18 protein-coding genes and 3 pseudogenes are annotated in these 20526 nt (G+C 73.4%); 12 read left to right on the forward strand and 9 right to left on the reverse strand.

The window, feature by feature from the left end; all coding sequences use genetic code 11:
* Positions 1–3 precede the first annotated feature (3 nt).
* The 7 genes and pseudogenes from ligD to ABD339_RS13810 all read left to right on the forward strand — a co-directional run bounded on the left by ligD (position 4) and on the right by ABD339_RS13810 (position 3812).
* A complete protein-coding gene (ligD, locus tag ABD339_RS13785) occupies positions 4–1020 on the forward strand; it encodes a non-homologous end-joining DNA ligase (protein WP_344566120.1) in 1017 nt (338 codons plus the stop codon).
* A gap of 201 nt (positions 1021–1221) precedes the next feature.
* Positions 1222–1314, forward strand: a pseudogene (locus ABD339_RS33780) (aminotransferase class I/II-fold pyridoxal phosphate-dependent enzyme); the annotation flags it as partial.
* A gap of 8 nt (positions 1315–1322) precedes the next feature.
* Positions 1323–1700 carry an HAD family hydrolase gene (locus ABD339_RS13790; RefSeq protein ID WP_425575977.1) on the forward strand — a complete coding sequence of 126 codons (378 nt, stop codon included), beginning with the start codon at positions 1323–1325 and terminating at the stop codon, positions 1698–1700.
* A gap of 82 nt (positions 1701–1782) precedes the next feature.
* Positions 1783–2454, forward strand: coding sequence for a DUF5709 domain-containing protein (locus ABD339_RS13795; RefSeq protein ID WP_344565767.1), 672 nt, complete (start codon positions 1783–1785; stop codon positions 2452–2454).
* A gap of 146 nt (positions 2455–2600) precedes the next feature.
* Complete coding sequence (locus tag ABD339_RS13800) at positions 2601–2777, forward strand: hypothetical protein (protein WP_344565768.1); 177 nt, start codon at positions 2601–2603, stop codon at positions 2775–2777.
* A pseudogene (locus tag ABD339_RS13805) lies at positions 2702–2950 on the forward strand (hypothetical protein); the annotation flags it as partial. The gene ABD339_RS13800 and the pseudogene ABD339_RS13805, both read left to right, overlap by 76 nt.
* A gap of 136 nt (positions 2951–3086) precedes the next feature.
* Complete coding sequence (locus ABD339_RS13810; RefSeq protein WP_344565770.1) at positions 3087–3812, forward strand: hypothetical protein; 726 nt, start codon at positions 3087–3089, stop codon at positions 3810–3812.
* Positions 3813–3839: 27 nt separating this feature from the next.
* Here ABD339_RS13810 and ABD339_RS13815 read toward each other — a convergent pair whose 3' ends face one another.
* Positions 3840–4418: a TetR/AcrR family transcriptional regulator C-terminal domain-containing protein gene (locus ABD339_RS13815; protein WP_344566121.1), complete on the reverse strand. Its 579-nt coding sequence runs from the start codon at positions 4416–4418 to the stop codon at positions 3840–3842.
* Positions 4419–4498: 80 nt separating this feature from the next.
* On the opposite strand from ABD339_RS13815, the gene ABD339_RS13820 reads away from it, so the two are divergent.
* The 4 genes and pseudogenes from ABD339_RS13820 (at position 4499) to ABD339_RS13835 (ending at position 7754) form a co-directional block, all read left to right on the forward strand.
* Complete coding sequence (locus tag ABD339_RS13820; RefSeq protein ID WP_344565772.1) at positions 4499–5782, forward strand: FAD-dependent monooxygenase; 1284 nt, start codon at positions 4499–4501, stop codon at positions 5780–5782.
* Between the two features lie 115 nt (positions 5783–5897).
* Positions 5898–6251: pseudogene (locus tag ABD339_RS13825) on the forward strand (MFS transporter); the annotation flags it as partial.
* A 20-nt stretch (positions 6252–6271) separates the two neighbouring features.
* On the forward strand, positions 6272–6946 hold the full coding sequence (locus ABD339_RS13830) for a DUF2165 family protein (RefSeq protein ID WP_344565774.1): 675 nt from the start codon (positions 6272–6274) through the stop codon (positions 6944–6946).
* Between the two features lie 196 nt (positions 6947–7142).
* Entirely contained in the window at positions 7143–7754 is a 612-nt protein-coding gene (locus tag ABD339_RS13835; RefSeq protein WP_344565777.1) for a LuxR C-terminal-related transcriptional regulator, read from the forward strand.
* Positions 7755–7949: 195 nt separating this feature from the next.
* On the opposite strand, the gene ABD339_RS13840 is transcribed toward ABD339_RS13835, so the two are convergent.
* The 5 genes from ABD339_RS13840 to ABD339_RS13860 all read right to left on the reverse strand — a co-directional run bounded on the left by ABD339_RS13840 (position 7950) and on the right by ABD339_RS13860 (position 16135).
* On the reverse strand, positions 7950–9806 hold the full coding sequence (locus ABD339_RS13840) for an ATP-binding cassette domain-containing protein (RefSeq protein ID WP_344565778.1): 1857 nt from the start codon (positions 9804–9806) through the stop codon (positions 7950–7952).
* Complete coding sequence (locus ABD339_RS13845; RefSeq protein WP_344565780.1) at positions 9799–11724, reverse strand: ABC transporter ATP-binding protein; 1926 nt, start codon at positions 11722–11724, stop codon at positions 9799–9801. The genes ABD339_RS13840 and ABD339_RS13845 overlap by 8 nt, the downstream gene beginning before the upstream one ends.
* Positions 11725–11761: 37 nt before the next feature.
* Positions 11762–11884 (reverse strand): SapB/AmfS family lanthipeptide, encoded by a 123-nt coding sequence (locus ABD339_RS13850; RefSeq protein WP_344565782.1) that lies wholly within the window; start codon positions 11882–11884, stop codon positions 11762–11764.
* Positions 11885–12019: 135 nt separating this feature from the next.
* Positions 12020–14812: a class III lanthionine synthetase LanKC gene (gene lanKC, locus ABD339_RS13855; protein ID WP_344565783.1), complete on the reverse strand. Its 2793-nt coding sequence runs from the start codon at positions 14810–14812 to the stop codon at positions 12020–12022.
* 153 nt (positions 14813–14965) lie between these two features.
* Positions 14966–16135, reverse strand: coding sequence for an enoyl-CoA hydratase/isomerase family protein (locus ABD339_RS13860; RefSeq protein WP_344565785.1), 1170 nt, complete (start codon positions 16133–16135; stop codon positions 14966–14968).
* A 352-nt stretch (positions 16136–16487) separates the two neighbouring features.
* On the opposite strand from ABD339_RS13860, the gene ABD339_RS13865 reads away from it, so the two are divergent.
* On the forward strand, positions 16488–17369 hold the full coding sequence (locus tag ABD339_RS13865; protein WP_344565787.1) for a substrate-binding domain-containing protein: 882 nt from the start codon (positions 16488–16490) through the stop codon (positions 17367–17369).
* 98 nt (positions 17370–17467) lie between these two features.
* Here the strand turns inward: ABD339_RS13865 and ABD339_RS13870 are convergent, their stop codons facing one another.
* From ABD339_RS13870 to ABD339_RS13880, 3 genes are read right to left on the reverse strand one after another with little or no spacing between them, the layout of a single operon-like run.
* Positions 17468–18022 carry a hypothetical protein gene (locus ABD339_RS13870; protein WP_344565789.1) on the reverse strand — a complete coding sequence of 185 codons (555 nt, stop codon included), beginning with the start codon at positions 18020–18022 and terminating at the stop codon, positions 17468–17470.
* A complete protein-coding gene (locus ABD339_RS13875; RefSeq protein WP_344565791.1) occupies positions 18012–20042 on the reverse strand; it encodes a caspase, EACC1-associated type in 2031 nt (676 codons plus the stop codon). Before ABD339_RS13875 ends, ABD339_RS13870 begins: the two co-directional genes overlap by 11 nt.
* Positions 20039–20488, reverse strand: coding sequence for an effector-associated constant component EACC1 (locus tag ABD339_RS13880; RefSeq protein WP_344565793.1), 450 nt, complete (start codon positions 20486–20488; stop codon positions 20039–20041). The genes ABD339_RS13875 and ABD339_RS13880 overlap by 4 nt, the downstream gene beginning before the upstream one ends.
* Between the last annotated feature and the right edge of the window lie 38 nt (positions 20489–20526).

Genomic DNA, 20526 nt, shown 5'->3' on the forward strand with positions numbered 1-20526 from the left:
GCCCTGGGCGACCTGCTCGACGGGCTGCCGGCGCACCAGCGTGCCCTGCTCCGCGAGGCGCGGCCCGGCGCCGAACTGGCGGAACCGCCGATGCGCGCCGAGCTGAGCGACCGGCGGGTGTTCGGCCGCAACTGGATCTTCGAGCGCAAGCTGGACGGCGTACGGGCGATCGGCGTGTGCGAGAACGGCCGCCTGCGGCTGCTGTCGCGCACCGGGCGCGGCGTGAATCAGACCTACCCGGAGATCGTCGAGGCGCTCGCCGCGCAGCGCGGCACGGATTTCACCGTCGATGGCGAGATCGTCGCCTTCTCCGGCGGGCGCACCGACTTCTCCCGGCTCCAGCAGCGGATGCAGCTGAGTACCGAGCGTCAGGCGAGAGCCAGTGGCGTGGCCGTCACCTACTACCTCTTCGACCTGCTGCGGCTCGACGGCAAGGACCTCACCCGTCTTCCGCTGCGCACCCGCAAGTCGCTGCTGCGCAAGGCGCTGGACTTCCAGGCTCCGCTGCGCTTCACCCCGCACCGCAACCAGGGCGGGCAGCGGCAGCTGGAGGAGGCGTGCGCACGCGGCTGGGAGGGGCTGATCGCCAAGCGGGCCGACGGGCGCTATGTCACCCGTCGCTCTCCCGACTGGCTCAAGCTCAAGTGCGAGCGCGGCCAGGAGCTGGTCATCGGCGGCTTCACCGACCCGGCGGGCGCCCGCACGGGCTTCGGCGCGCTGCTGCTGGGCCACTACGAGAACGGTGCGCTGCGCTACGCGGGCAAAGTCGGCACCGGCTACGACCACGCCACGTTGCTCGCGCTGCGTGCCGGCCTCGACGAGCTGGAGACCCGGCGCTCACCGTTCGCCGATCCGGTGCGCGAACGCGGCGCACACTGGGTCGAGCCCCGCCTCGTCGCCCAGGTCGGCTTCACCGAGTGGACCCGTGACGGCATGCTGCGCCACCCCCGGTTCCTGGGCCTGCGCGACGACAAGAAGCCGCAGGACGTCGTCCGCGAGGTGCCCAGGGAACAGCGCTGAGCGCCGCCGCTGTAGACGGGCGGCGGTCCCGCACATGCCGTGCCCTGCCAGCCGGGCGCCGGGAGGGTGCCGGGTGCCACCGTCTGCTGTCCTGTGCCGTGCCGTGCTGTGCCGTCCCGTTCCGGACACGGTGTGTGCCAGGCGGGGCCCCGCAGGGAGAAACCTGGTTCCGATTCGCCGCCCGAGGGCACCCCGGGATCTATGGATCACGATGCCGCCCCGGTACTCGAAGCGCTGGCCCGCTACCAGCAGGCGGGCGAGCTGCCCTTCACCCCGCCGGGACACAAGCAGGCTGGCGCGTCGTGCTGGCCACCTCGGCGCACGGAGCCGAGCTGACGGCGATGCGGCAGGCGATCGGCGCGGAGGCCGTCATCGTCGGCGTGGCCAGCGCCGCCGACGTCTCCGAGGGCAAGCCCGCGCCGGGGCCCGTGGACCAGGCCAGAGAGCTGGCCGGAGCGGCGAAGGAGCAGACCGTGTTCGTCGGTGACTCGGTATGGGACATGCGGGCCGCCGCCCGCGCGGGGGTCACCCCCGTGGGGGTCCGCTCCGGCGGGATACCCCCGGAGCGCCTGAGAGAGGCCGGTGCGCAGGAGGTGTACGCCGATCCTGCCGACCTGCTCGCCCGGCTTGATGAGAGTGCTTTCGGGCGGCTGGAGGAGCCGGAGCGGCTGGCGGTGTGAGAGGGGCGGGAGGAGGTTGCCGGGTCCGGGGTGACGCGGTCCCGCGTGGGTACCCGGGGGCCGATGCGATTGGAGGCCCATCATGACGGGACATACCGGCGATCGGCTTGGCGGCGGTGCCGAGGACCAGCGCGACGCCGAGGACCAGCGCGGTGCCGGGGACGCGCGTGCTGCCGGGGACGCCGTGAGCACGGACGACGCGGCCGAGCTCGGCGAGGGCCCTGTCGAGGGTGTCGAGCCGGGTGAACGCGTCGAGCGGGGGCCGTGGACTCCGCCCGTGGAGATGGACCCGCCGCCCCTCGCTCAGGGAGCGGAGAGCGAAGGTCCCGACACCTCGTTCCTCACCTCCGTCGCGGAGGACGCGAGCGCGTGGACGGGGCCCTCCGACCCGGGCGGTGATCCCGAGGACGAGGGCATCCCCGACCTCCAGGACGGCTCTCCGGAGCAGGAGCGCGCCAGCGACCCGCAGCAGCAGCCGGTACCCGGCGACAGTCCTACGGCCCCGACGCTCGCGGCGCCCACGCCCGAGGAGTTGCGCGAAGGGGAGTCCCTGGACGAACGGCTCGCCGAGGAGGAGCCCGAGGAGACGGTGGCCGACGCGGTCTCCGGGCCGCCCGAGGAGGGAGCGGGCCGGTTGCACGAGGACGTGGAGCCCATGCCGCCTCGGCGCCAGGACGTCTACGCGCGGGAGGCCGGGGCGGGAGGCGGACTTTCCGCTGAGGAGGAGGCCATACGCGAGGTCGAGGAGGAGTAGGGGCCCGCCCGCACCCGCCCCTTCGTCCCCCAGCCCGTCACCCCCCGGCCCCCGGTGAAGGGCGGGCCGTTTGGTGTGACGGGCGGGGTGGTACCCACCGACTTCGTGCAGCCGTGCGGGGCGGGTCGTGGAGGGGAGAGCAGCCGGTGGGACGTCGGGCGCTGGCGGCCGCCGGAGAGTTGACCGCGTGGTGGGGCGCGATGGCCGTGCTGTGGCTGATGCTCGTTCAGACGATCGACCCGCTGGAATGTGCCGTCGGTGCGGGTGCCGCCGCGCTGGCCGCCTGGGCGGGGCCGGCGGCGCGCCGGGCGGTGCGCCGGTGAACGGATGGCTGGCCGCCGCTTGCGCGCTGCTCGTGCCGGGGGTAGCGCCCGCGCTGGCGGAGGTGTGCGCCGGACCGCTCGCGCGGCGGGTGCCGGCGCAGAACCTCGCGACGGTGCTGGTCGCGCTCACCTTTTTACTGTTCGCCCAGGGCTGCGCGCGTCCGGCCTACACGGACGTGGCGCTCGCCTTGGCCGTGCTGGGCCCGACCGGGACGCTGGTGTACGAGCGGCTGCTCGGTGAAGAGCTGACGTCGCGTGAGCCGCGCGCCCTGACCGTGCGGGCCGCTGACGGCGGTCAGTCTGGTCTCGGTGCCCGTGGTGGTGCTGCCGCTGTGCGTGGCGGCCCAGCCCGGGAGGACGACGGTGAAGCTGCTGTTCAACGCGGTGATCGGCGTGATGGGCGCGGCGGACCCGCAGGGGCAGACCGAGCGGGAGGCCGGGCGGGAGCGGGAGCGGGCGCGCGGGCGGGACGGCGCACGGAGCGGTCGGCGGACGGGCGCCGGTACGGGCACGGGTACGCGCACGGGCGTGGATACGGGCACGGGCATGGGCCGTGGAGGAGACGGGGATGCCGGAGCCGGGACGGCCGGGGGCGACTCCGAGACCACCGGGGCGGGCGAGGAGCCGGAGACCCGGGGGCGGCTGACCCGGGTGCCCGGCACGATGTTCGCCTCGGCCGCCGCGCTTCTCCTCGGCGGCCTCGCCGCCGGATGTGTGCCCGCACTGTCGACGGTGCTGGGCCGCGCGATGGACGCGTTCACCGACCACACCGGCTACGCCACGGTCGTCCTGCACGGCGCGTCGCCCGCTCGCCTCGCCTCCCCTCCGCCGCACTGGACGGCGACAGGGGTGCTGCTCGGACTGCTCTCCAGCGTGCTGGCCCTCACCGCTGCCGCCGCGGCCCTGCGCGCCACACCGCGCGCGGTCCGCCCCCACTGGTCCCTGCCGCTGCGGCGCCTCCACTCCGGACACGTGGGCGACTATGTGGCCTGCGCCCTCCTCGGCATCACCCTCCTCGGCGCTCTGCTGTGGTGAGGGCAGGCCCGGAGACCCGGCGGACGGTCATGCGCCGGCAGGGGTGTCCTGTGCCGCGGTGCGGTGCGTCATGCCGTCCAGGATGAGGGTGAGGCCCGCCTCGAACGCCGGCTCGTGATCGATCACCGGCACGTCATCCGGTAGCTCCGTGCCGTCGGGCCGGGCGTCCGCCTGCTCCTCCAGGACGCTGCCGACCGTGAAGCGACCGGCGGCCAGCATCGCCATCCGCGCCTCCCGCTCGGGCACGCCGGAAGCGATGAGGAAGCCCAGCTTGTGGCGGACCCGGTCGAGGTCGCCGGTGGGGGTGCTGCCGGCGTGGAGCCGTGCGCCGTCCCGGCGCAGCAGCAGGGTGCGCCGGAAGCTGCGCGTGTTCTCCAGGAACCATTCGCGCCAGTCGTCGCCGGGCGTGGGCAGGGGCGCGGTCGCATGGGGTGCCATCGCCGCCTGCGCCATGGCGGCGAGGAGGTCCTTCTTGGTGCGGAAGTACCAGTAGAGCGACGGCTGTTCGACGCCGAGGCGCTTCGCCAGCCGTCTCGTGCTGACGGTATCGAGTCCGACCTCGTCGAGCAGGTCGAGCGCTTCGGTGACGACGGTCTCGCGGTTCATCTTGGTCACATTGACAAACCTATCGCTGATAGATTCCTCTGGAAAGGAATCATTCACTGATAGATTTTGGGGGAATGGGCATGGCGAAGAGATCGGGAGCACGGTCCCTGCGGGTCCTCGTCGCCGGTGGCGGGGTCGCGGGACAGGCTCTGGCCTTCTGGCTCACGCGGGCAGGCCACCGGGTGACCGTGGTCGAACGCTTTCCGGCGCTGCGGGCCGCCGGGGCCCAGGTCGACCTCCGGGGGCAGGGCATCGAGGCCGTCGGGCGGATGGGGCTCCTCGACGCCGTCCGCGGCAAGCTCGTGGACGAGGCGGGCGTCGCCTTCATCGACGCCCGCGGCAAAGCCCGGGCGACCATCATGGCCAACACGTCCGGACGGGGACGGCAGACCCTCACGTCCGAGTACGAGATCATGCGCGGCGACCTGGTGCGCATCCTGCACGACGCGACGAAGGACGACACCGAGTACGTCTTCGGCAAGAGCGTGGACGGCTTCGAGCAGGACGAGCACAAGGTCGTCGCCCACTTCTCCGACGAGTCCTCGGGAGAATTCGACCTCCTGGCCGGCGCGGACGGGCAGGGCTCACGCATCCGGCGGGCGGTCCTCCCGAAGGGCTTCGACCCGTACTGGCGGACGGGCATCCACATGGCCTACTGGTTCGTCCCGCGCATCGCGTCCGACAGCAACATCCGGGACACCTGCATGGTCCCGGGAGGCCGCCAGATCATGCGCCGCAGCCACAACCCGGCCGAGACCCAGGTGTACTTCGTGATGCGGGAGGAGTCCGAGGAAGCATCGGCGATCCACCGCGCACCCGTCGAGCGCCTGCAGGAGTTCTGGGCCGACAGGTTCCGCGACGCCGGATGGCAGACCGAGCGTTTCATCGCGGGCATGCGGGCGAGCCCGTTCTTCTACTCCCAGGAGATCGTCCAGGTCCGCGCCGGCACCTGGTCCCAGGGCCGGGTGGTCCTGGCAGGTGACGCCGCCCACTGCGCCTCCCCCTACAGCGGCATGGGGATCTCCGGCGGTCTGGTCGGCGCCTACGTCCTGGCCGGTGAGATCAACCGGCACCCGGACGATCTGCCGACCGCGCTGGCGCACTACGACCGAGTGCTGCGGCCCTTCGTCAACGCGATCCAGGGCGGGGTGAATCCGCGCCTTCTGCGCCTGGGCATGCCGATGACCCGGCGCGCGATCGACGCCTTCCAGACCGCCACCGCGCTCGCCTGCTTCCTGCGCGTTCCAGACCTCGCCGCGCGCTTGTCGAAGGAGGACCGCGGCGGCGACTGGCGGCTCCCCGCGCAGCCGGCACCGGTCGGCGCCGGGTGGGCGCCTGGGGGGTGTGGCGGATGTCCGGCATGATGTGGCGCTTTATCGGAAGCGCGCCAGGCCGGGACGTGGCGACGATGAGCGGATGCCAACGAACCCGGCGAGCCCGGACTCGCGCCACCGGTCCCTCACGCTGCTGTCCCTCGCCCCCGGGCCGCTGCTGTACGTGTGCGTCGCGCTCACCTCGGCCGCACTGTATGTGCCCTTCTCCCCCCATGTGACCCTGGGCCAGGACTACTTGCCGCGCCGGGTGGGCACCGCGGGCGGCGTTACGCTGGGCCTGACCGTCAGCATCGGCGGCCTGGCCAGCCCGCTCATCGGCGCCCTCGCCGACGCCACGACCCTCCGGACCGCTCTCGCACCGCTGATCGTCCTGCCCGCCCTCGGCCGGCTGCTGCTGCGCGGGCTGAAGGAGCCCGCGGCGCCGGCGGCGGTCCCCGGCCGGAACCCGGGCAGCGCCTTGCCCTCGCTCGCCGACGGTGCCGTGGACAACGAGAGCTGACCGAAAGCGGAGGGAACGCGATGTCAGTACCCGAACAGCGGGAGCCGCGAGGGCGGATGGACGACCAAGATCCGGGCGGGCAGAAGAAGTTGGAGGGCCAGGCGGGCCCGGAGGGGCCCGTGGAGCCGGCGGGGCGGGGGAAGGGGGCGGACGCGGACGCGCTGTGGCGGCACGCGCGGGCGGTCAGCTCCTGCGTGACGGTGATGACCGCGCTGTACTTTCTCGTCGTCGCCTTCGACAACCTCACCAACCCCGCCAGCAACTGGGAATTCGTCAAGGGTGTGCTCAGCGGCGACGGCATGGCGGAGGGGAACGGCTTCGAATGGCGTGAGATTCACGCCACGTGGTTCGCCGCCGTGGTCTATGCCGTCGTCATAGCCGGTGAGACGGCGGCGGGCGTGCTGCTGCTCCACGGGGGAGCGTGCGGATTGCTGCGAAGGGCCCGGTCCGCCGCGTGGGAGCGGGCTCAGCGCACCGTGCTGGCCGGGGGAGTGGTGGGGCTGCTGATCTTTTTCCTCGGCTTCGTGGTGATCGGTGGCAACTGGTTCGCGATGTATCTCAACGACAAGTGGAACGGCATGGATCCGGCGTTCCAGAACACTGTGGTCGTTCTGTTCACGCTCGTCCTCAGCCTGCTCGTGTCCGCCGGGGGCCGCCTCGCCACCTCCCCTTCGGTGCCTGGTCGGACCCGCTGAAGGGCGCTTGACGCGGCGGAACGCGCCCCGGGCGTACGCGGTGTCCTTCCAGTGCTGGGGGCACGGTTCCCTAACACAGCGCATACCTCTCATGCCGATGCGTGGCCAAAACTCCCCGTCTCTTCCTCCGTTTGAGCTTATATGTATGGAGCGAGGCCAGTCATGCGTAGACATCGGGTATTTGGGGGGACTTGACGTGATCCGTGTGCTGTTGGTGCACGACGTGAGAATCATCAGATGCGCATTGGCGGCGCTGGTCGGAAAGGAGCCGGACATGGTCATCGAGGCCACGCCGTGGCGCGAGGCGGTGCGCATGACGCGTGCGCTGACCGCCGACGTCTGCGTGGCCGACGCCGACGTGGCCGAGAGATCCCCGCTGGGCGAACTGACCGGGCTCTCCGGATCGCCCGGCGGCAAGCGGGGTGCTCACCGGCTGCTGGTGCTGGTCAGCCAGGACTGCCCGGGGGCGCTGCGCCGGGCACTGGATGCCGGAGCGCAGGGGTTCGTGGGCAAGGACGCACTGCCCGAGCAGCTCGTCACCGGCATCCGGCGTGTCGCCAAGGGGGAGCGCTTCGTCGACAACGCACTGGCCGGAACGTTGCTGCAAGCCTCCGAAGTGCCGTTGAGCAGACGGGAGCTGATGGTCCTCTCGGCGGCGGCCGAGGGCGCCTCCGTCCCGGAGATAGCGCGCGGACTAGGGCTCTCGACGGGCACCGTGCGCAACTACATGTCCGCCATCACCCGCAAGACCGGAGCCCGCAACCGCGTGGACGCCATCCGGATCTCGCAGGGCGCCGGCTGGCTGTGACCCGGCCCGCGGCCCGGGGTGCTCCTGGCCTCGGGCCGCGCGCGTGCACCGGAGTGGCCCGCGAGCATCGGAGTGGGCGAGAACCGGAGTGGCCGCGGTACGCGCACCGAGCCGCCATGCGCACCGGTCACCGATACGCGCGCCGGTCACAGCAGGCGCACGCGCACCGGTGCACGCGCTGGTGCCGGCCGGCGGCTACGCGTGCTGGTACGGCGCCCAACTGGCCGTGAGGTCGCGGTAGAGGGGGGAGTGACGCAGGAGCCCGGCGTGGGTCCCGCAGCAGGTGCGGGGCCCGTCCAGCACCAGTACACGGTCGGCCCGCAGCGCCGAGCTGACCCGGTGCGCGATCACCACCAGCGTGCCCTCCCGCCGGGCGAAGGCGCGCTCCGCGAACTCCTCGGCCGCCGGGTCCAGATGGCTGGTCGCCTCATCCAGTACCACCAGCGGCGCCGGGGACAGGTACGCGCGGGCCAGCGCCAGCAGTTGGCGTTCCCCGGCGGAGAGCGCCACCGGATCCACCCTCCCCTCGGGGCCGCCGAGCCGCCGCACCAACTCCGCCGCGCCCACCGCCCCGGCAGCCCGCCACAGGGCGTCGTCGCCGGCAGCCGGGGCGGCGAAGGGCGAGCCGTGCCGCGCGCGATCGCCGCCCGGCAGCAGGCAGCTGAGGTTCTCGCGCACGCTGCCGGTGAACACATACGCTTCCTGCGGGATCAGCACCCGCTCCAGGCCCCCCGCCCCGAGGCCGTCGGCCGCCGGAGGCGGGGTCACGGGCCGGCCCTGGGCCAGGATGCCGCCGCGGGAGGGGCTCAGCAGCCCGGTGGCCAGGAGGGCCAGCGTGGACTTGCCCGCACCGCTCGGCCCCACCACCGCCAGGTGTTCCCCGGCCGGAACCACCAGGTCCAGCGCGCTGAGCACGGGTTCGGCCGCCGGACCGTACGCGAAGCTCAGCGCCCGCAACTCCAGCGCGGGCGCCGCCGTACGGGCCGGAGGGGGTGGGACGGGAGGCGGCGACGGAAGCGGCGGGCCCGCGCGCAGGCGGTCGATCACCACGGCCAGCCGGGCGCCCGCACCGCCCAGCCCGTGCACCAGGCTCTGGAGAGCGGGCAGCAGCGCCTGGGTCAGATAGGTCAGCGCGCCCGCCAGCGCACCGGCCGTCACCCCTCGCGCGAGCAGCCACGGGGTCAGTACCAGCAGGAGCACCACGGGCAGTCGGCCGCCCACCCCCAGGGCCAGCGCGCGGGTCGCGCCCCAGCGGGCGAGCGCGTCGGCGGTCCGCTGCTCGGCGGTGATGCGGGCTTCGGTCTTCTCCCGTACCGCGTCCTCGGCGCCGCACGCGGTCACATCCCGCAGCGCGGCGGCCGTGCGGCCCACCTCGTGGGCCAACTCCTCGTCCGCGACCAGGAAGTCCCGCTGTCTGCGGGCCAGCGGGCGCAGCGTGAGGCCGAAGACGGCCAGCCCGGCCGCCAGCGGGGGCAGGACGATGACCAGCAGCACGGGCGCGAGCGACAACAGCCCGGCCAGCGCTCCCGCCAGGGTGAACACGAACGAGCGCGAGACCATCACCAGCCCAGCGAAGCTGTCCCGGGCGATCTCCACCTGGTGGGTCAGCCGGGAGACGGCCCCTATGTCGCCGGGCCCGCCCGCCCCGCCCGAGGCTCCGGTATCCCCGGTGCCGTCCGTGCCCGGAGTGCCCCCCGTACCCGGTGAGCCGGTACGGGTGACGGCGTCGTACAGCGCCCGGCCGACGACGCGGCGCACCAGCTCGTCGCGGAGCGGCTCGGCCAGGGCGGCCACTTGACGGTAGACCCGGGCCGTGCCCAACGCGCCCACGAGCAGGCCGAGCCCGGCCCCCGCCAGCCACCAGAGCCCGACGCCGGGGCGGCCGTGGAGGAATCCGTCGTCCAGTGCGCGGGCCAGCGCGAACCCCAGGGCGAAGGTGTGCGCCGCCTCCAGTACGGACCAGCCCACGAGCGCGCACAGTACGCGGGGCCGCCGCAGGAGGAAGCGCACGCCCGCCCGCACCGGTCCCTTGCCGCCGCCGTGCCTACCCATCCCGGAACCCTGTCTGCCGGGGGCCCGTCTCCCGGGGCCCCGTCTGCCGGGATTCCGCATTCCCCCGGTGCCCGTGCGCCGCGTCGTGGCCGGCCGTCCCGGACGACTCGTGCCCGGACCCGAACAGGGCCCGGTAGGCGGGCAGTTGCCACAGTTCCGCGTGGGGCGCCAAGGCGCGGACACGGCCCTTCTCCAGCCATGCCGTCAGATCGGCGCGGGCCGCCGAGGAGGCGCGGTGCGCGATCACCAGCCGGGTGCGGGAGCGCGCGGTCCGGCTCCACAGCGCCTGGGACACCTTCAGCTCGGTGACCGTATCCAGGCTGGATGTCGCGTCGTCCAGAATCAGCAGCCGCCCCTCGTGCGCGAACGCCCGTGCCAGGCCCAGGCGCTGTACCTCGCCACCGGACAAGGGTGCCTCGGCGCAGGGCGTGTCGTATCCGTGCGGCAGCGTGCGGATGAACCCGTCGGCGCAGGCCGCGCGCGCCGCCTGGCGCACTCGTGGGCGCGGGTCGCCGGTATCCGGCGGGAGTCCGGCGGCGATGGCGTCGGCGACGGTCGTACCGAAGAGCACCGGCCGCTCGAAGGCGAAGCCGACCGCGCGCCGCAGCTCCGTACGCTCCAGCAGGGCCAGGTCCGTGCCGTCCAGCAGCACGCTGCCCGACTCCGGCTCGGCGAGCCGCCCGGCGAGGGCCGCCAGCAGCGACTTGCCCGCGCCCGAGCGCCCCACCACGGCGACGGTCGCTCCGGCCGGCACGGTCAGGTCCACGCCGCGCAGCACCGGGCGGCCCTCGTACGAGGCACACACGCCGCGCAGCTCCAGCCGCCCCAGAGGACTCGGCTCCCGCTGCCGCACCGGGGGCGGCGCCTCCGGCAGCGCCACATGGCCGTGCGGCATACCGGGCACCGTCAGCACTTCGGCCAGCCTGCGCGCCGCCGTCCTGCCGCGCACCAGGCCGTTGAGCTGCCCCACCAGGGTGCCGACGCCCGCGGCGAGTACGGCATAGCGGGCCGAGGCGACGAGCCCGCCCACGCTCAGCGCGCCCGAGGACAGCAGCACTCCGCCGACCGCGATGACGGCCACCTGGAGCAGCGGTACCAGCACGGCGGCCTGCGCTGTGGCGCGGCCCTGCACCCGCCAGGTCCGGTGGCCCTGCGCGCTCAGCGAGGGCAACGGGCCCAGCACGCGGGCCCGTTCACGCTCCAGGATGCCGCCCGCCGCGAGGGTGCGGGCCCCGCCGAGCGCCTCCACCAGCCGGCCCGCGATACGGGCTTGCGCCTCCTGATAGCGGGTCACACAGTCCGTCGAGGTACGGGAGAAGGCGCGCAGCAGCAGTGCGAGCAGCGGCGTGCCCGCGAGGAAGACGGCCGCCAGCCGCCAGTCGAGCAGGGCGAGCGCGACGACGCCGCCCAGCGGGGTCACCAGGGCGGCGAGCGCGGAGGCCGCCGCCGCCGGGCCGGTACCGGCGTGGGCCGCGTTTCCCGTGCAGCGGGTGACCAGGTCGCCGTGGCTGAAGCGCCCGGCGCGCGCGGGGCCGAGGGCCAGCAGATGGCCGGTCAGGCGGGAGCGCAGCCGGGCTGTGGTACGGGAGTTGAGGGTGCCGGTGAGCACCGTATCGGCGGCGTCCAGCGCCACCAGCGCGCAGGTCAATGCCGCGCACAGGACGAGCCAGCTGCCCGCCGGGTCGTCCGCCAGTAGCAGGTCCAGGGTGCGGCCGAGGGCCGCGGGCAGGGCGAGAGCGGCCCCCGAGGAGGCCGTGGCGCACAGGAAGAGGGCCGTGGTGCGCCGCCATTGGCGCCGGCCCTCGGTGGCCAGCAGCCGGTCGGCCGCCGCGCGCTGGGCCGCCGGGTCGTCCCCGCCGTTCGCCGTCCGGTGGCGTTCTCGCTCTCCTCCAGGGTGGTGCTCCTGGGCGGGGCTCACGCCTCGCCCAGGAGCACCGGGTGCCTGCGTCACTCGGTCACAGACACAGCAGCGTGCTGTGCGCGCTCTGCTTGTCGCAGAGCAGGAGGCTGGCGCTGCTCTCGTCGCCGCCGCCGGTCCGCTCCTCGGGCTCCATCGTCTGCAGGTCGAGAAGTGCCATGGTGTGTCCTTTCGTTGGTGTGTCGGTGGCAATGCGGGTTGTGCTGTTACAGGGACGGTGTGCTTTGGTACGGCCCCCGCCCCGGAGGCCGGTCTGGGTGCCGCCGTGCGGCGGCAGGGAGGGCGAACCCGCCTGCTACGACGGGGTGTTCGCCGACGGTGGTGACGTGCTCGCCAGCGGCGGCGTGCTCGCGCGCGGCGGTGGCGTGCTCGCCTGTGGCGGCGGCAGGAACGGCAGGCTCGGCAGCGGATTCCCGTCGCGGACCGCGGCGGCGGCGCCCGCGGCGAGCAGACAGCCGGCGGTACCGGTGGCGAGGTCCATGGACAGCCGCATCATCTGGTCGCCGGGGAAGGCGAGCGCCCCCCGATAGGTCATGCCGTACCAGCTGAGGCCGTCGAGTTGCGCCGCGCGGTCGGCCTCGGTGACGCCGGGCGTCGTGGTCCTGCTGAGGTGGAGCAGCAACCCGGCGCGGCCCTGGAAGAGGCCGGGCTGGGCGTAGTACCGCATCCGGGCTGCGGGCAGGATGTCGAGCCTGGCCTGGGTGAACGCCGCGTGCTCCGGGCGGTGTACGAGGAAGTCGTCGAGCACCGCCGCGATGCCGACGCTGCCAGCGCCCAGGTAGGGCATGATGCGGTTGCCCTCGTCCACCTGCAACGTCCCCGAGCTGTCGCGGACGCACAGCGCCAGATCGCGGGCCAGCGCGCTTTCGGCCAGGTCGAGCAGTGCGGGATCGCCCCGGCGTTCGTACAGCCGCAGGAAGAACAGCGCCGCGCCGCTCGCCCCGTACAGCAGGCCCGCCCGGCGGGGCGCGGGTGCGGGGCCCGTGCCGAGGGGATCGCCGATCGCGCCGGGCGAGGCGCCTTCGCCGGACGCGGGAGCCAGCCGTCGGGCGAGCAGGTGGGCCGCTTCCCAGGCGTGCGCCCGCAGACCCAACTCCCCTGTGACGTCGGCGAGTTGATCGAGGGCGAGGCCCAGCCCCGCGAGCCCTCCGTACAGCGAGGAGCCCAGGCGCTGCCACTTCTCGTCCAGCACGCGCTCGGTCAGCTCCAGCGCCCGCTTGGTGTGCCCGAAGCGGGCGAGCACACAGGAGATGCCGGGTAACCCGTCATAGAGGCCGAGCGGGGTGCCGCGTGGCGGGGAGTCGGTGTGGCGCAGCAGCCACTCCTCGCCCTCCGGGCAGGTGGCGGCGCCCGTCTCGGCGAGCGCGTGGAGCACTCCGGCGGCGCCGTGCGCGAGACCGAGGCCGCCGCCGTTGGCGAACTGCGCGATGTCGCCCGGAAAGAGCCGGTCGTCCCGGTCGGGCGTCGCCGAGGCGAGGATGGCGGCGGCCATGGACTCCCGCGCCGCGGGCCACTCGGCGGGCGACGCGGGCGGCCGGGACGCGAGCGGGGGCGCGGACACGGACGGGGGAGGGGATACGGGCGGGGACGGGGGTGCGGGCCGGGCCGCTGGGGGCGGCGTGGAGACGGACGTGGACGGGGGAGGGGGGCTCTGCGGCGTGCCCTCGATGGTGGCGACGGCCTCGCGCAGCCACTCCCCGGGCACGTCGGGGAACTGTTCGGCGGCGATCCGCGCCAGGTCCGCGGCCTTGCCCCGGTCCACGGCCAGCAGCGTCGTCATCGGTATCAGGAGCGCGAGCCGCAGACAGGCCAGCGCGTAGCGGTCGATGTCGTAGCGCTCGCGATCGTGTGGGGCGATGAAACCCGGGTGGGCGACGATCTGCCGCGGATTCTCCACGGCGGGCGCCGCCGCCTCGAAGTCGAGGAGGGCGACGGACTGTTCGTCGGGGGCGACCATGATGTTGAACATGTGCAGGTCGTTGAAGACGATGCCCCGTGCGTGCACCGCCTCGACGGCCTCCTCGACCAGCCGGTGTATCCGCAGCGCCCACGCGGCGTGGCGGGCCACGGCCTCCGGGTCCGGGTCGGAGCTGAGCAGCGGGTGGCGCTTGGCGAAGAAGGAGTTGAGCGTCTGGCCGGGCAGTTCGTCCATGACCAGAAAGCGGTGACCGTCCAGCTCGAACCAGTCCCGTACGGCGGGCACCACCCGCAATCCGGCGAGCTGGTCGAGTGCGGCCTTCTCGCGCTCCAGGCGGGTCACCGCGTCGGCGCCGTCGGCGGCGAGCCCGGCGTGCGGGCGGGCTTCCTTGAGGACGACGCGCTGTCCGTCGCGGCGGTCGGTGCCGCCGTAGACGCCGCCGCCGTTGGAGAAGTGCAGGGCCCGCTCGATGCGGTACGGCAGTTCCCCGACGCCGGTGGAGGCGCGTGCCTCGAAGTGGGGGCGGAGGAAGGCGGGCAGTTCCACACCGTCGGGCACCCGGAAGGCGGGGTCCTTACGGTCGGGCACCAGGTGCCCAGAGGCGTCCTCGACAGCCGGCACGAGCTCGCCCTTCTCATCCACACAGAAGCGTGGCGCGAAGCCGCCGTAGCGGACGTAAAGCGGCCCGTCGTGCCAGCGCAGATCGGTGAGGATGTAGGGGCCGTCCTGGCCGCGCAGTATGCCGCCCAACTCGTCGAGAATGGTTTCGAGCTGCGCGTCGTCCGACGGGTAAATGGTGGCGAATTTCCCGCTGGTGCCGCGCCCCGCGTATTTCGCATTGCGCAGGTAGAGGTGAGTGCGGGCGGGAACGAATTTGAAGGGTATTCCGCGCGGTACGCAGTAGTCCCAGACGGCGGTGCCGACGGCGTCCGCGTTGTCCAGGCAGGCCGAGGCGTGGATCTTCCAGCCCTGCACGGGGAATTCGCCCTTCACCGGCCTCAGTTCGAGCCAGTCTCCGGAGCGGGTCCGGCGCCACCCCGCCGGTACCGGACGGTGCGATACGGGAAATCCTGCGGGCTCTCCCGCACGGTCCGTCGAGTCGGACAAGCGGTCGGGTGTGTCATAGAAATATCTGTCCGCAAGGCAGAATATCTCGTACCGCTTGTCCATCTTTCCCCTTTCTCGGGAAGCACGGGACAAGAATGCAACATCCGAAGGGGACAGGGATAGTCGGATCTGTCACGAGCCGACCATGAGAAACGCACAGGTAACCCCGCCGAATTCAGCCCCCGTACAGAACGGACGGCACGGGGGAGCCCGGATCTACCCTGCTCCGAGGCCCAGTTCGCGTGCGCCCAGCGGGGCGAAGTGCCGCTCGACCTCCCGCTCCGTCACCTCGGCGAGGGCGGCCGGGGACCAGCGCGGACTGCGGTCCTTGTCGATGATCTGCGCCCGCACCCCCTCCGTGAAGTCGTGCGAGTGCAAGGTCGCCAGCGAGGTGCGGTACTCCTGGTCCAGCGCCTCTTCCAGCCGGGGCAGCCGCCGGGCCCGGCGCAGCGCGGCCAGCGTGACCTTCAGTGCGGTGGGCGACCTGGACTCGATCAACTCGGCCGCGCTGTCGGCCGCTTCGGCCGCCTCGGCCTCTGCGGCGCTCTTGGCGTACTCGGCCCCCCGACGGCCGTGGTCGCGCAGCCGGTCCAGGATTCCGGCCACATCGCCGCCCGCGTAGCAGGTGTCGATCCACCCGCGCCGCCGCGCCAGTTCGGCCTCGGGCGCCGGTGCGGCGAAGCGGGCGAGCGCCTCGGCCGGGGTGTGGTCCGCGAGCGCCTCCGCGAAGGAGTCCAGCGCGGCGGCGGGCACGTGGTGGTCGGCGAGCCCGCACAGCAGCGCGTCCCCCGCACCCACCGGGGCCGCCGTCAGCGCCAGGTGGGTGCCCAGTTCGCCGGGCGCCCGGGAGAGCAGCCACGTCCCGCCGACATCGGGGACGAAGCCGATGCCGGTCTCCGGCATGGCCACCCGCGCCCGCTCGGTCACCACGCGGACGCTGCCGTGCGCCGAGATCCCCACGCCCCCGCCCATGACCACGCCGTCCATGAGCGCCACATACGGCTTGGGGTAGCGGGCGATACGGGCGTTGAGGCGGTACTCGTCCGCCCAGAACGCCTCCGACTCCCGCCCTCCGCCGCGCCGGACATCCTCGTGGATGCCCCGGATGTCGCCGCCCGCGCACAGCCCGCGCCCGCCGGCGCCGCTGACCACGACCGCCGCCACCCGCTCGTCCCGCTCCCAGTCCTCCAGCGCCTGGGCGATGAGGCGGACCATCGCGTGGTCGAGGGCGTTGAGGGCGCGCGGCCGGTTGAGCCGGATACGGCCCACCCGCCCGTCCCTGCTCACCAGCACGGGGGCCTCACCGGACGCGTCGGCGGGGCCGCCGGGCGACGGTGCGCGCGAGGGAGCGGGCGAAGGGTGGGCGGAGTCGGCGGTGCGGGACATGCGCGATTGTGCTCCTTCCGGACGGTGCGTCCCCGCCACGGAGGTGCGGCAGCGCGGACGATCTTCCCGCCACCGTACTCGCCGCCCACCCGGCCCCGGATGTCCCCGGGCATCCCCGTGCCGCCCTCCGGTCGATCCTCCAGCAGACCTCCGCGCCGCTCTCCGTCCGCCCCCTGGCCCGGCTGTCGCCCGGCGGATAGGACCGTCTGGTACGGGGCAGGACTTGGGCGGCAGCGGCAGCGCGACACCTGCTCGCGCCACGAACGGGGGTTCCCGCTACCGCGGTCGGCGCCTCCGGCGCGGACGGCCGTACCCCACCCACCACGACCCGGCGAAAGAGGTACACCGCACCATGACCTCGCAGACCGAATGGCAGTTCCGGGACGACAGAGGCCACCGCGCGACGGCGGGCCGCCCGCCACGGCGGGTGGTCGCCTATCTCCAGGCGGCAGTCTCCTTATGGGAACACGGCCTGACACCGGTCGGCGTGTTCGGATCCGCGCACGACGGCGAGATCCCGGACCCGGCCAAGGCGGGGACGTTGCCTCTGGAGAGCGTCCCCTACCTGGGCGCGGGCCAGGGGCTGAGCGCCGGGCAGCTGCTGGCCGCCCGGCCCGACCTGCTGGTGGCCGTCACCTATGACGGCAAGGGCCTCTACGGGCTCGACCCGCAGCGGACCGAGGAACTGCAGGAGCGGGTGCCCGTCGTGGCGCTCGGCGTCGGCCCGGGGCACAGTCTCAGTGCCGTACGGGAGCGGTTCGCGCGGCTGGCCGCCGCGCTGGGTGCCGGCGACGGCGCCCCGGGGGCGCCCGAGCTGGACGCGGCCTCCCGGCGGCTGACCGCCGCCGCCTCGGCGGCGCAGGGGATCCGTGTCCTCGCGCTCTCGCCCGCCGGCGCCGACAGCGTGCACCTCGCGCGCCCCGAGGCGTGGGGCGACCTGGCGGCGCTCGCCGAGCACGGTGTGACGATGGTGCGCCCTCCGGCGGGCCTGAGCGCCAACTGGTCCACGACGGACTGGCGGGCGGCAGCCGCGCTGGAGCCGCACCTCGTGCTGAGCGACGCGCGCGGCAACGCCCAGCCCGTCGAGCGGCTGCGGGGCGTCGAGGGCTGGGAGGCGCTGAGCGCACGGGCCACGATCCTGCCGTGGAACCCGGAGCTGCCCTGCGGCCCCCTCGCCCACGCCCGCTTCCTCGACGGTGTCGCGGCGGCACTGGAGCGGGCCGCGAAGCCGTAGGCCCTGTAGCCCCGTTGGCGTTGCCGCTCGCGTCGAAGTCGTCGATGGCGCCCCGGTCGCCGGGGTTTCGCCGGCCCTCGGGTGACGGCGGGACGGGCCTAGCTGGTCAAGTCCCTGTTCACCAGCGGGTCCTCCCATTCGGCGCTGAAGGAGGGGCAGTCGGTGCCGCCGCCGTCCCAGTACATGAGGAGTGTGACTGATTCCGGCGTGCGGTCGAGGGCGAAGTCGGTCGTCACCTTGTACGTGTGCAGCCATCTCAGGGCGCCGCTCCCCACCCGTTCGCCGTCGGCGCGGATCTCCCACCGGATACGCCGGTCGGCGCAGTTGTGCGGTACGGAGAAGGTCAGCTCGCCGCCCAGCTTGCGGCCCTGGAAACCGAAGCGGTCCGGTCCGCCGGGGTGGAAGGTGCTCTCGGCGCGCCTGCGTACGTCCCAGGTGAGGTAGCGGTGTTCGGTGGCTTCCTGGCCGCCGCTCTTCTCCTTGCGGAAGACGGGGACCGATCCACGATCGGGACGGTTCAGAAGCAGGGACTGCGATGCGCTGATCAACAGCGCCAGGCCGGCGATCGCGGCCACCCCCGCGAGGACGAGCGCAACACCCCACCAAGGGGCAGGATCCTGGCCCGGCGGCGCGGACCGGCCGTCAGAAGGCATAGAACACGTCGTAGCTCTTGGACAGGCCGGGCCCTTCCCACACCAGGCCGAATGTGTCGCACCTGTCGGCGCCTCCGGTCGAAGCGACACTCACCGTGGCCGTGTCCACGGGGGACGTGTAGGGGAATTCGGTGGCGATCTTCGTGCCCGCACCCCGCTTTTCGACCGTCGCCCCTCCCTTCTTGAAGCGTTGGCCGTTGACGGCGATCTCCCACTTGACCTCGACGGGCTTCCCCGCGCACTCCTCGCCCACCTCCAGCCGGAGGCTGCCTTGGAAGTGGTCGGTCGCCGCTTCGCCGTCCGTGGTGAACTCGGTCTTGACGCCGCCCGCCACATCCCAGATGTACGTGTTTCCCGCGACGGTGGGCATACGGCCGCTGGAGGGCTTGAGGCCGACGTTGCCGAGGCTGACCAGCCAACCGATGAGCAGGTAGACCAATACCAGTGCGCAGAGCAGGGCGGTGAGACAGCCGCCGGCGGCCGGTGCGCCGGTTGCCGGAGCCTCCGCGCCTGCCCCTTCCGCCGCATCCGCCGAGGAAGGGGCCGCTGCGGAGCCGAGTGCGGTGGACGCGTCGGCTCCCTCGGCGCGATCGCCCCCCTCGGCACGCCCGTTGTCCGCGACGGCGGCCGGTACCTTCGCGCTGACGGTCGCCTCCCCGGTCGCCGACGCCCCTGCCGCCGACTCCCCGGATTCGACGGCGGATTCCGGAGCGAGCAGTCTGCGCACCTGTCGGCGCAGTACGTCCACTTCACGCCGCAGCAGACGGACGTTCTCCCGCTCCACCGCCAGCTCACTCTCGGTGTCCTTGACGTACTGCCGTGCGTGTTCGAGCTGACGCAGCAGCCCGTCGCGTTCATCGAGCAGCGTGGATCCGTCCAGCTCCTGGGCGAGGTCGTCCAGTTCGCTCCTGAGCCTGTCGGCCTCCTCGCGCCAGTACAGCAGCTGCGTGTCGCTGTCCTTGCTCGTGCGCTGCGCGGCGCGCCGGAGGGCGTGCAGACGGGTCAGTTCCTCCGCCGGGAGCGGGCCCCCACGCGAGATTCCGGCGAAGTCCGCGAGCGCGTCGAGCACTTCACCCGGAGCGATGCGCCCGCCCTTGAGGTAGCGCTTGACCTGGGCCGGGGGCAGCTCCAGCGCCCCGGCCAGTGCGGCCGCAGCGGGAAGGGCGTCCCCCTCCGGGCCGTGGCTGTGGCCGCGACCGGCGCCCGGGCCCCGGGCGGGTGCGATGAGGGCGGTGAGGGCCGACGCGTAGGTGGCCGCTTCCGGGCTGACCGCCTGGTCCCACCGGTTGTGCGCGAGAACGATGCGGTGCCCGAAATGGTCCGCGCGCTGCTGGGGTTCGGGACGGCCTTTGGCGATCAGCTCGCGGCGGATGTGCCGGAAGAGGGAGTCTGCGTCGAGCAGGTCGGGGCCGTCCGGAACGCCTTCGCCGAGAGCCTTGATGACCTCACCGGTGAACGCCGTGTACGTCTCGCCCTCGGGGGCCAGCGCACGGGCCGTCGCCGATGCCGCCGTCAGCAGGTACGTGCCTTTGATCCCGGCCAGGTCGGCCAGTTCCTCGTTCGGCGCGCCGAGGTGGTCGGCGAAGGCCCGCCCGGCGTAGCAGCAGTCCAGGACGACCAGGCGCTGGCGGGCGGCGCACACCTCTGTCAGGGCGTGCCGGATGTGGTTGAAGTCCAGCGCGTTGTAGAGGCGTTCGGCGTTGCCGCCGGGCAGGGCCAGGTGCAGGCCGAACTTGAGCGGGGAGAGCCCGTGCCCGGCGAAGTACACCAAGAAGGCGTCCTTCGCCTCGCCGGCGGCCGTGTGCAGGGTGTGCATGACCTCCTGCGCCGAGGTGGCCTGCTCGCCGGACAGCGCGATGCAGTGTTCCTCGGGCAGGTTCCACAGGTCGGTGTCCATGAGCAGTTCCTTGAGCTTGCTCACGTTGTTGTCGACCGCGGGCAGGTCCGGCAGCTTCTCGTAGCCGGCCACCCCGATCAGCACGGCGCGGGACCGGGCGGGGTCGGGGAAGGGCGCACTCATCGGCTGCCGGGCGATCCTTGCTCACCGTCCCGGCCCTCGCCCGCGTCCCGGTCCGCATCCGCGTCGTCCGCGCCGCCCACGCCGTCGAGCGCCGCCACGATGCGGCGGATCTCCTCCTCGGAGCCGTCGCGGACCGTGACGGAGCCCCGGCTGGTCGTCAGCGTCACGGTGGGCGCGGAGGGGCGGGCGTTGCGCCAGGAGGCGTACGCGAGCGCCAGGTTGAGGGCGGCGAACCCGTGCCCGAGGGCCAAGTCGATGATCTCGACCGTGCCCATCGTCTCCGACGTGCCCCGGGAGGCGGTGCGGAGGCTGATGTCCGCGTGCTCCCGGATGTCGGCCGTCTGTCTCAGCCATGAGCAGAAGTCGTGGGTGGGCCCCTCCGTGCCTTCGGCCCCGGACGCGCCGAGCTGGATGTGCACGCTCCCGCTGCCGCGTCGGGCTTCCATGCCGCTGCGTTGACCTTCCATGAAGGGCAACAGTAGCC

The sequence above is a fragment of the Streptomyces axinellae genome (assembly GCF_039532135.1).
Taxonomy (GTDB): Bacteria; Actinomycetota; Actinomycetes; order Streptomycetales; family Streptomycetaceae; genus Streptomyces; species Streptomyces axinellae.

Coding starts and splice junctions, on each gene's coding strand:
- ABD339_RS13840 (WP_344565778.1), bottom strand. CDS start 9,806: ATGGGTAGGCACGGCGGCGGCAAGGGACCGGTGCGGGCGGGCGTGCGC.
- ABD339_RS13820 (WP_344565772.1), top strand. CDS start 4,499: ATGGCGAAGAGATCGGGAGCACGGTCCCTGCGGGTCCTCGTCGCCGGT.
- ABD339_RS13830 (WP_344565774.1), top strand. CDS start 6,272: ATGTCAGTACCCGAACAGCGGGAGCCGCGAGGGCGGATGGACGACCAA.
- ABD339_RS13795 (WP_344565767.1), top strand. CDS start 1,783: ATGACGGGACATACCGGCGATCGGCTTGGCGGCGGTGCCGAGGACCAG.
- lanKC (WP_344565783.1), bottom strand. CDS start 14,812: ATGGACAAGCGGTACGAGATATTCTGCCTTGCGGACAGATATTTCTAT.
- ABD339_RS13870 (WP_344565789.1), bottom strand. CDS start 18,022: ATGCCTTCTGACGGCCGGTCCGCGCCGCCGGGCCAGGATCCTGCCCCT.
- ABD339_RS13850 (WP_344565782.1), bottom strand. CDS start 11,884: ATGGCACTTCTCGACCTGCAGACGATGGAGCCCGAGGAGCGGACCGGC.
- ABD339_RS13875 (WP_344565791.1), bottom strand. CDS start 20,042: ATGAGTGCGCCCTTCCCCGACCCCGCCCGGTCCCGCGCCGTGCTGATC.
- ABD339_RS13860 (WP_344565785.1), bottom strand. CDS start 16,135: ATGTCCCGCACCGCCGACTCCGCCCACCCTTCGCCCGCTCCCTCGCGC.
- ABD339_RS13880 (WP_344565793.1), bottom strand. CDS start 20,488: ATGGAAGCCCGACGCGGCAGCGGGAGCGTGCACATCCAGCTCGGCGCG.
- ABD339_RS13865 (WP_344565787.1), top strand. CDS start 16,488: ATGACCTCGCAGACCGAATGGCAGTTCCGGGACGACAGAGGCCACCGC.
- ABD339_RS13815 (WP_344566121.1), bottom strand. CDS start 4,418: ATGAACCGCGAGACCGTCGTCACCGAAGCGCTCGACCTGCTCGACGAG.